Origin of the sequence: Limimaricola cinnabarinus LL-001 (assembly GCF_000466965.1) — a bacterium.
Classification (GTDB): domain Bacteria; phylum Pseudomonadota; class Alphaproteobacteria; order Rhodobacterales; family Rhodobacteraceae; genus Limimaricola; species Limimaricola cinnabarinus.
Genome location: NZ_BATB01000089.1, coordinates 1 through 9,610, shown reverse-complemented (window position 1 = coordinate 9,610; position 9,610 = coordinate 1). Strand labels below are relative to the sequence as shown.

Sequence of the window (9,610 nt, the reverse complement as noted above, 5' to 3'; positions counted from 1 at the left end):
CGCGGCGCGTCGATGCGTTCGTGTTCGACGCCCTGCCGCGATGGTTGGCGGTGGCGCAGGACGAAGGCGGCGCGGCGGTCGAGCGGCTCGACGCGCCGGGCAAACCCGCGGCCTCGCCCGAACGCACGACGCTGACCCAAGCGCGGCTGGTCTTCACCTTCGCGCATCTGCACCTCGCGACCGGCGTGCCATGGATGCGCGACGCCGCCATCGCGATCCACCGCTATCTCGATACGGCGCTGCGCGACGAGGATGGCGGCTACCGCGTCGCGGCGCTGGCCTCGGGCGCGCCGAGCGCCGCCCCCGAACACGCGGTGCGGCGGAGCTATGACCAGTCCTTTGCGTTGCTGGCGCTGGTCACGCTGCGCCGCGCCGCGCCCGAAGCGGTGCCCGAAGGGCGCATCGAGGCGTGTTGGGACTTCATCTCGACGCGGCTGACCGATCCCGCGACCGGCGCGCTGTGGGAGGATGACGAGATGGCGGCGCGCGGGCCGCGGCAGGGGGATCTGCGGGCGCAGAACCCGCATATGCACATGATCGAGGCGCTGCTGCAGGCGCATGAGATGACCGGCGAGGCGATCTGGCGCGACCGCGCCGCCGGGCTGGTCGAGGTCGGGCTGCGGCATTTCCTCGACCCCGAGACCGGCGCGATCCGCGAGTTCACGGGTCACGACCTCGCCCCGATCGACACGGCCGATGGTCGCCGTCGCGAGCCGGGGCACCAGTATGAATGGGCGTGGCTGCTGCGCCGTTTCGCGGCCATGGGCGGTGACCGGGCGGTGGTCGGGGCGGCCGCGCGGATGCAGCGTTACGTCGAGGCGCATGGTCTGCGCCCGGACGGGCCGCTCGCCGGTGCGCCCTATGACGCGGTCTCGGCCGATGGCGCCGTGACCGAGCCCGATCACCTGCTCTGGCCGCTGACCGAGGCGGGCAAGCTTCATGCCGATCTGCATGCCGAAACCGGCGATCCGGATCATGCCGCGCGGGCCAATGCGCTGCTCGGGCTGATCTTCGCGCGATACGTCGCGGAAGGGCCGGACCCGTTCTGGGTCAACCGCCTCGACGGGCAGGGCCGGGTGCTCTGGCCAGAGGCGCTGAGCCGGCTGCTCTATCATGTCGCGCTGTTCCTGACCGAAGGGGGGCGCGCCGGGCTTTGGCCGCTCGGGCGTCGGGACGCGCCGCGAGACCAGGATGTTCACAAGGAGGAGGACCTTACATGAACCACCACATCACCACCGCGCTCGCCACGATCGCCGCCCTGTCGGCGGGGGCCGCCACGGCGCAGGACTATTCGCTGAACCTCTCGACGTCCCAGACATTGCAGGACCCGCTGGTCATCGCGATGCAGGGCGCCGAAGAGCGGATCGAGGAACGTTCCGAAGGCCGCATGGAGGTGACGATCTACCCCTCCTCGCAGCTTGGCGAGGACAATGACGTGCTCGAACAGATCCGCTCCGGCGCGCCGATCGCGGCGCTGGTCGATGCCGGCCGGCTCGCGCCCTTCCTGCCCGAGCTGGGCATTCTCGCGGCTCCCTATCTGGTCGATGACTACACCGAATACGCCGCGATCACCGAAAGCCCGGTCTATGAGGAGTGGGTGGGCCAGCTTGCCGAGGAGTCGGGCATCCGGCTTTTGAACTACAACTGGTTCCAGGGCACGCGGCAGATGTTCACCCAAGACAAGGTCGAGACGCCCGAGGATCTGGGCGGCGTCCGGGTGCGGACCATCGACGCGCCGGGCTGGGTCGCCACGGTCGAGGCGATGGGTGCGACACCCGCTCCGATGGCGTGGTCCGAGGTCTATTCGGCGCTGCAACTCGGCGCGGTGGACGGGGCGGAGGCGCAGCTCACCGGGGCCTATGGCATCAAGCTGCACGAGGTGTCGAACAACGTCGCCTTCACCAACCACATCCAGCTTTTCACCGGGCTCGCCACGTCCGAAAGCTGGTTCGCCGAACTGCCCGAGGATCTGCAAGCGATCGTCACCGAAGAGCTGAAGGCCGCGGGCGAGGAGGCCACGCGCGAGACGGTGGCCAAGCTGGCCGAGGTGCAGGCCGAGATGGAAGCGGCGGGCGTCGAATTCAACGAGGTCGACATCGCGCCGTTCCGCGACCGCGTCGACGTGGTCTACAAGAAGGTCGGCCTGGTCGAGGCGCGCGAGGCGCTGGCCCCCTACCTGCCTCGGCGGAGTGAACCGGCGGCCCCGGCGCCACGGCGCCGGGGCCGAAAACCTGCCGCGCCGGGGGAGGGCGAGCATGACCATCTGGAAACTCTATGACGCGATCGAGCAGGCGCTGGCGCTGCTCGCGCTCATCGGCACGGTGGCCGCCGTGCTGACGGCCGGGATCGGCCGCAGCATCGGCGCGCCGGTGACCTCGGCGCCGCAATTCGCGCAGCTCTTCCTGATCTGGACCTGCATGCTGGGCGCCGATCTTGCCATGAAGCGCGGCGAGACGATCCGCGTCTCGGCCCTGCCGGACCTGCTGCCGCCCTCCGGGCGTCGGCTCCTGTCGCTGCTGAGCCTCGCGCTGATGCTGCCGTTCCTCGGGTTTCTGGCCTATCTCGGCTGGGATCTGGCGATCGGCAACTGGCAGCGCGAGCTTGGCGGCTCGGGGCTGTCCTACGGGCTGGTCACGCTGGCCTTGCCGGTGGGCGCGGCGCTGTTGGCGCTGACGCTGGTGCGGCGCGTGCTCTCGCTCGGGGTGGACGCGGCGTTCGAGCCGGTGCTGCCCGATCTGGGCGCGCCCGGCACCGACCGGGACCCCAATCCCGCCCCCGGTCATGCCCCCGGCCTCGCCGCGGGCCATAGCACGGAGGACCTCCTGTGATTTCCGCCCTGATCCTGGGCCTCGCGCTCACGCTCATCATCATCGGCATGCCCGTGGCCTTCGCCATCGGCATCGCCGGAACCGCCTATTTCCTGCTGCCCGGCACGTTTCTGCCCGACAGCACCGCCGTGCAGCGTATCGTCGCCGCGAGCCAGTCCTTCCCGCTTCTGGCGGTGCCGCTGTTCATCCTGCTGGGCAACCTGATGAACAGCTCGGGCATCACGCCGCGCCTCGTCGGCCTCGCCACGGTGATCGCGGGCTGGATGCGCGGCGGGTTGGCGCAATCGACCCTGATCCTCAGCGCGCTGATGGGCGGCGTCTCGGGCTCGGCGGTGGCGGATGCGGCGATGCAGGCGCGCATCCTTGGCGAGCCGATGGTCGAAAAGGGCTATGACCGCGGCTTCACCGCGGCCCTTCTCGCGATCGGCGGTCTGATCACCGCGACGCTGCCGCCGAGCCTCGGGCTCATCCTCTACGGCTATCTCGGAGAGGTCTCGATCGGCCGGCTGTTCATCGCGGGCATCGTGCCGGGCATGCTGCTTCTGATGGTGCTGATGATCGCCACATGGGGCGTGGCGCGGCAGCGCGGCTACAAGCCCGAGACCGAGCGCCTGCCGACGCTGCGCGAGGTCGGCCACGAGCTGTGGCGCAGCTTCTGGGCCGTGCTGTTCCCGATCTGGCTGCTGATCGGCATTCGCTTCGGCTTTTTCACCCCGTCCGAGGCCGGGGCCTTCGCGGTGGCCTATGCGCTGATCGTCGGCACGCTGATCTACCGCGAACTGACGCCCGCCAAGATCCTCGACGCCATGGTCCAGAGCCTGCGCGACATCGGGATGATCATGCTGATCATCCTGTTCTCGGGCACCTTCGGCTATGTCATCACCTTCGAGCGGGTGCCGCAGAGCATCGCCGAGGTGGCGCTGACGGCGCTGTCGGACCCGACCGTGCTGCTCTTCGTGATCGCGGGGTTCTTGATGGTGCTCGGCATGCTGGTCGAGGCGACGGTGCTGGTGATGCTGCTGACGCCGATCCTCGTGCCGGTGGTGACGGCGGCCGGGATCGACCCGGTGCATTTCGGCCTCGTGATGATGACGCTTGTAACCTTCGGCGGCATGACCCCGCCGGTGGGCGTGTCGATGTTCACCGTCTGCGGCATCCTGCGCTGCAGCTACCGCGACTACTCGATCCAGATGCTGCCGCTTGTCGCGGCGGTGCTGGGGATGGTCACGCTGATGATCCTGTTCCCCGGCCTCGTGATGTTCCTTCCCAACTGGCTGATGTGACCCGATGACATTGCACCCCGACCGGCTGTTGCCGCCCGACCCCGCCACCCGCAAGCTGGCGCGCGACCTTCACGCGGCGGTGGCCGATCTGCCGATCATCTCGCCGCATGGCCACACCGACCCGCGATGGTGGGGCGAGAACCCGGCCTTCTCCGATCCCGCGCAGCTCTTCGTGACACCCGATCACTATGTGACGCGGATGCTCACCAGCCAGGGCGTGCCGTTCGAGGCGATGGGCATCGGCGCGGACGCGAGACCGATCCGCGCGCGATCTGGCGGGTGTTCGCGCGGAACTTCCACCTGTTCCGGGGCACGCCCTCGCGGATCTGGATCGAGCACGCGCTCGAAAACCTGTTCGACGTGACCGAGCGGCTCTCCGAGGCGACGGCGGACCGCGCCTATGACGCCGTGGCCGAGCGGTTGGAGCAGCCAGAGTTCCGCCCGCGCGCCCTGTATGACCGGTTCAACATCGAAGCGATCGCCACCACGGACGGGGCGCTCGACGATCTTGCGCAGCATGCGAAGCTGCGCGGCGCGGACTGGCCGGGCCGGGTGGTGCCGACCTACCGCCCCGACGCGGTGGTCGATCCAGAGGCGCCGGGCTTCGCGGCGGCGCTCGACTGCTTGGGCGAGATGACCGGCTGCGACACCGGCGGCTGGGAGGGGTATCTCGCGGCGCATCGCGCGCGGCGGGCGGTCTTCATCTCGATGGGCGCCACGGCGAGCGATCATGGTCACCCGACGCCGCGCACCGCCGATCTGGGGCAGGCCGAGGCGCGGGCCCTGTTCGCGCGGGTGCGCGGCGGCGGCGCGGAGGCGGGCGATGCCGAGCTGTTCCGTGCGCAGATGCTGACCGAGATGGCGCGGATGTCGCTCGAGGACGGGCTGGTGATGCAGCTGCACGCGGGTTCCATGCGCGGCCATTCCGACGCGGTTCGCGCGCCTACGGCCCCGATCGCGGCTTCGACATCCCGCTGCGTCGAGCTTCACCGAGGCGCTGCGCCCGCTTTTGAACGCGGTCGGGCTCGACCCGCGGCTGACGCTGATCCTATTCACCCTCGACGAGACCACCTATGCGCGAGAGCTGGCCCCTCTCGCGGGGGTCTGGCCCTGCCTGCGGCTCGGCCCGCCATGGTGGTTCCACGACAGCTATGAGGGGATGCGCCGTTACCGCGAGGCGGTGACCGAGACCGCAGGTTTCCACAACACCGCCGGTTTCAACGACGACACCCGCGCGCTGTGCTCGATCCCGGCGCGGCACGACGTGGCGCGCCGTGTCGATAGCGGCTTTCTCGCGGAGCTGGTCGTGACCCACCGCCTCGACGAGGCGGAGGCCTTCGAGATCGCGCCGCTCCTGGCCGGAGGGCTGGCGCGGCAGGCCTACCGTCTCGGCGGCTGAGGCCTAGAGCCCCAGCAGCCCCGGCAGGCCCAGCGACACGGCCGGCACGTAGGTCACCAGCAACAGCGCCCCGGCGATGGCGATGTAGAAGGGCCAGATCCCGCGCACAGCCTCTTCGATGCGGATGCGTCCGACCACGCAGCCCACGAAGAGGCAGGTGCCGACGGGGGGCGTGCACAGGCCCAACCCGAGATTGACCAGAAGCATGATGCCGAACTGTTCGGGCTCCATGCCGAGGCTGCGGGCGATGGGCAGGAAGATCGGCGTGCAGATCAGGATCAGCGCCGCCATGTCCATGATCATGCCGAGCACCAGTAGCATGAGGTTGATCATCAACAGGATCAGGATCTTGTTCTGGGTCAGCGACAGCAGCGTGTCCGACAACTGCGCGGGCACCTGGTAGAGCGCCAGCAGATAGGCGAAGGAGGCGGCGAAGCCGATCAGGATCATCACCATCGCGGTGGTGCGCACCGAGTTGACCACCGCCAGTCGGAAATCCTCGCGGCTCAGGCTGCGATAGACGATCCCGGTCAGCGCCAGCGCGTAGAGCGCGCCGAAGGCGCCGCTTTCGGTGACGGTGAACACGCCCGAGAGAACGCCGCCGATGATGATGATCGCGGTGACGAGGCCGGGGAGCGATTCGGCCGCCGCGACGAGCACGGCGCGCCAGCCCGGAAAGGTCTCGGACGGGTAGTTGTGGCGGATCGCCAGCACATAGGCCGCGATGGCGAGGCACAGGCACATCAGGATGCCCGGCACCACGCCCGCGAGAAACAGCTTGGAGATCGACACGCCGCCGCCCGCGGCGATGGCGAAGATGATCATGTTGTGGCTCGGCGGGATCACGATCCCGGCAATCGAGGAGGTCACGGTGACGTTGACGGCGTAATCGGCGCGGTAGCCGCGCTCCTTCATCGCCGGCACCAGTAGCGAGCCGAGCGCCGAGATGTCGGCAATGGCCGAGCCCGAGATGCCGCCGAACAGCATGCTTGACAGGATGTTGACCGAGCCGAGCCCGCCGCGCACATGGCCCACCAGCGTGCCGGCGAAGTTCACCAGCTTGCGCGCGATGCCGCCATGCAGCATCAGCTCGCCCGCGAAGATGAAGAAGGGGATCGCCAGAAGCGAGAAGGCCGAGATGCCCGAGATCGTCCGCTGGAAGGTCATCAGCAGCGGCAGCCCCTCGAACCAGAAGGTCAGCGCCGCCGAGATGCCCATGGCGAAGGCCACGGGAACGCCCAAGAGCAACGTGGCGGCGAAGCTGCCCAGCAGAACGACGAGGCCCATCACAGATTCTCCAGAAGGAAGGCGTCGGTGGCGGGCGCGTCGCCCAGCATCCGGCGCAGCGCCCGGACGCCGCAGAACAGCGCGACCAGCAGGCCGCAGGTCGCGGCGGGAATGGCGCGCATCCCTTCGGGCAGGTTCAGCATCGGCAGCTGCGAGGACCAGCCGAAGCGCACCAGCTCGGTCGAGGCGGTGAACATCACCAGCCCGAAGCCGGTCATGATCAGGTCCGAGACGCTGCGCAGCACCGATGAGACGCGCGGCCCGAAGCCGTCGCGCAGGAAGCTGACACCGAGATGCCCGTCATCATGCACGCCCGCGGCGGCGCCCAGAAAGGTGATGTAGCCCACGAGCAGCAGCGAGAGCTGTTCGACCCAAGTGGGCGTGGCGTTGAGCACGTAGCGCCCGAAGACCAGCCAGCCAAAGCTGGCGATCAGCACCACGAGGCAGATCGAGGCGACGACGAGGCAGGCGTTGCGCAGCAGGCGCAGGACCACGTCGAGGCCGGCGGTCAGGCGGTTGGGGGCGGTCATGGGGCGCTCATGTGGGCATGTCCCGGCAAGAGGAACGGGCGGGGGCGACAGGCCCCCGCCACGAGGATCACTCGGCGCTGCGGATCATCTCCACGAGCGGCGCCATATCCGGATTGTCGGCCGTGTAGGCGTCGTAGACAGGGGCCATCGCCTCCTGGAAGGCGGTCTTGTCGGCGATCTCGTTGATCTCGACCCCGGCTGATCCAAGCGTCTCTAGGCTCGCGGCCTCGCGCTCGTCCCACAGCTCGCGCTGGTAGGTCGCGCTTTCCTGACCGGCCTGCGTGACGATCTCCTGCTGTTCGGGGGTCAGCGCGTCCCATGATTTGAGGCTGATGCACAGGCACTCGGGAATGATCAGGTGCTCGGTCAGCGAGTAGTACTTGGCGACCTCGAAATGGTTGGTCGATTCGTAGGAGGGCGGGTTGTTCTCGGCGCCGTCGACCACGCCGGTGCGCAGCGACTGGTAAACCTCGGCGAAATCCATCGGAGTGGCGTTGCCGCCCATCGCCTCGATCATGCCGACGAAGAGGTCGTTGTTCATCACGCGCACCTTCATGCCGGCGACGTCCTCGGGGCTCTCGATCGGGGCCTCATTGTTGTAGAAGGAGCGCGCGCCAGCGGCGTACCAGCCCACCGGCACGATGCCGCGTTCGCGCATGCCTTCGCCGATCGCCTCGCCCAGATCGCCGTCCATCAGCGCGTACATCTGCGGCACGTCGCGAAAGATGAAGGGCAGCAGCGTGACGTTGGCTTCGGGCACGGCCTGGCCCATCGGGCCGAGGTTGAAGACCCCGAAATCAATGACGCCGAGGCGCAGCTGCTCGATCGCGTCGGGCTGCGAGCCGAGCACGCCGGAGTGAAAGATCTTGGCGGTCAGCTCGCCGCTGGTGCGCTCCTCAACCAGCTCGGCAAAGCGCTCCATGCCATGCTGACCGGATACTCCTCGACATGGATGTTCCAGCCGCGCCATTCCTCGGCCGCGACCGAACCGCCCGTCATCGCCATGGCCGCCGCGCAGCCCAGCAGGATGCCTCTCATGAACATGTCGTCCTCCTCCCTCAACCTTGTAAGACTTGATTCGTAGATGCGATTACAAAAAAAAAGCAACATTGATGTGAAACGGCGGCGAAATGGCCTATAATTAGGGTTTGTGCGCAGAGGTCTCGCGCTTCATGCCGCACGTCTTGTAAAAGTAACCATTACAAATCTTGACAAGGTACAGCCGCCCGGCTAGCCTGACCTCGACATCAAGCAGAGCCGTCACGGGACGGGCAGGAGGGGACGATGGAGATGACGGCGCTCGGGGCGCAGACCCATGCGAGGCTGATGCAGGTCAGCACGGCAACCTTGACGACTGCGCTGTTCAAGCGCGGTTTGCGCAACATCTACCTTCAGGGGCCGCAGCGACTTCGCTCGGGACGCAACATGGTCGGGCTGGCCTACACGCTGCGCTACATCCCGGCGCGCGAGGATCTCGACGTGATAGAGAGCTTTGCCGACCGCGAGAACGCGCAGCGCAAGGGCGTCGAGGAATGCCCCGACGGCGCAGTCTTCGTGATCGACTCGCGCGGCGACGCGACGGCGGCCTCGGCGGGCTGCATCCTGGCGACGCGGCTGCAGCAGCTCGGCTGCGCCGGGATCGTCACCGATGGCGGTTTCCGCGACACGCCCGAGATCGCGCAGCTCGAGATGCCCGCCTATCATTCGCGCCCCAGCGCGCCCACCAACCTCACCAAGCACCACGCCGTAGCGGTCAACGACCCGATCGCCTGCGGCGGCGTGTCGGTTTTCCCCGGCGACGTCATTGTCGGGGACAATGAAGGGGTTGTATGCATACCGAGGCACATGGCCGACGAAGTGGCCGAGGAGGCCATCGAGATGACCTCCTTCGAGGACTTCGTGATGGAGGAGGTGCAAAAGGGCGCCTCGACCTTCGGTCTCTACCCGCCGACCGATCCGGCCACACAGGGGAAGTACAGCGCATGGCGACAGGCAAACGGGCGATAGAGTTCCCGCAGGCGGCGGCCCCGGTCCGGGCCGCCCGCGAAACCCGTGACCGGACATTGGCCGACACGGTCTACGAGAACGTGCTCGCCAAGATCGTGCGCGGCGATTTCCCGGTGGGCGAAAAGCTTCCCACCGAGCACGAGCTGAGCGTGGAGATGGGCGTGTCGCGCCCGGTGCTCCGGCAGGCGCTCAAGCAGCTGCGCGAGGACGGGGTCGTGGTGTCGCGCCAGGGCTCCGGCTCCTTCGTGCGGCGCAAGCCCGAGGAGGCGGTGCTCG

10 protein-coding genes and 1 pseudogene are annotated in these 9,610 nt (G+C 68.2%); 7 read left to right on the top strand and 4 right to left on the bottom strand.

The annotated features are described in order from the left end of the window. The 5 genes and pseudogenes from MBELCI_RS17255 to uxaC all read left to right on the top strand — a co-directional run. Positions 1 to 1,220: AGE family epimerase/isomerase (locus tag MBELCI_RS17255; protein WP_045320429.1), on the top strand; the 1,220-nt coding region annotated here is incomplete at its 5' end. After that, positions 1,217 to 2,278: a C4-dicarboxylate TRAP transporter substrate-binding protein gene (locus MBELCI_RS17250; RefSeq protein WP_021695533.1), complete on the top strand. Its 1,062-nt coding sequence runs from the start codon at positions 1,217 to 1,219 to the stop codon at positions 2,276 to 2,278. The genes MBELCI_RS17255 and MBELCI_RS17250, both read left to right, overlap by 4 nt. Further along, positions 2,256 to 2,828 (top strand): TRAP transporter small permease, encoded by a 573-nt coding sequence (locus MBELCI_RS17245; protein WP_021695532.1) that lies wholly within the window; start codon positions 2,256 to 2,258, stop codon positions 2,826 to 2,828. Before MBELCI_RS17250 ends, MBELCI_RS17245 begins: the two co-directional genes overlap by 23 nt. Next, a complete protein-coding gene (locus MBELCI_RS17240; protein WP_021695531.1) occupies positions 2,825 to 4,111 on the top strand; it encodes a TRAP transporter large permease in 1,287 nt (428 codons plus the stop codon). The genes MBELCI_RS17245 and MBELCI_RS17240 overlap by 4 nt, the downstream gene beginning before the upstream one ends. A gap of 4 nt (positions 4,112 to 4,115) precedes the next feature. Continuing rightward, positions 4,116 to 5,510, top strand: a pseudogene (gene uxaC / locus MBELCI_RS17235) (glucuronate isomerase). A gap of 3 nt (positions 5,511 to 5,513) precedes the next feature. Here the strand turns inward: uxaC and MBELCI_RS17230 are convergent. The 4 genes from MBELCI_RS17230 to MBELCI_RS22080 all read right to left on the bottom strand — a co-directional run bounded on the left by MBELCI_RS17230 (position 5,514) and on the right by MBELCI_RS22080 (position 8,371). Next, entirely contained in the window at positions 5,514 to 6,797 is a 1,284-nt protein-coding gene (locus MBELCI_RS17230) for a TRAP transporter large permease (protein ID WP_021695527.1), read from the bottom strand. Next, complete coding sequence (locus tag MBELCI_RS17225) at positions 6,797 to 7,327, bottom strand: TRAP transporter small permease (RefSeq protein WP_021695526.1); 531 nt, start codon at positions 7,325 to 7,327, stop codon at positions 6,797 to 6,799. Before MBELCI_RS17225 ends, MBELCI_RS17230 begins: the two co-directional genes overlap by 1 nt. A gap of 67 nt (positions 7,328 to 7,394) precedes the next feature. Then, positions 7,395 to 8,249, bottom strand: coding sequence for a TRAP transporter substrate-binding protein (locus tag MBELCI_RS17220; RefSeq protein ID WP_235047689.1), 855 nt, complete (start codon positions 8,247 to 8,249; stop codon positions 7,395 to 7,397). Further along, on the bottom strand, positions 8,201 to 8,371 hold the full coding sequence (locus MBELCI_RS22080; protein ID WP_235047688.1) for a hypothetical protein: 171 nt from the start codon (positions 8,369 to 8,371) through the stop codon (positions 8,201 to 8,203). The genes MBELCI_RS17220 and MBELCI_RS22080 overlap by 49 nt, the downstream gene beginning before the upstream one ends. A 240-nt stretch (positions 8,372 to 8,611) precedes the next feature. Here MBELCI_RS22080 and MBELCI_RS17215 point away from each other — a divergent pair, with 240 nt between their 5' ends. Both MBELCI_RS17215 and MBELCI_RS17210 read left to right on the top strand, forming a co-directional pair. Next, positions 8,612 to 9,334, top strand: coding sequence for a ribonuclease activity regulator RraA (locus tag MBELCI_RS17215; RefSeq protein ID WP_021695524.1), 723 nt, complete (start codon positions 8,612 to 8,614; stop codon positions 9,332 to 9,334). Continuing rightward, on the top strand, positions 9,310 to 9,610 hold a 301-nt coding region (locus MBELCI_RS17210; RefSeq protein WP_045320428.1), incomplete at its 3' end, for a FadR/GntR family transcriptional regulator. The genes MBELCI_RS17215 and MBELCI_RS17210, both read left to right, overlap by 25 nt.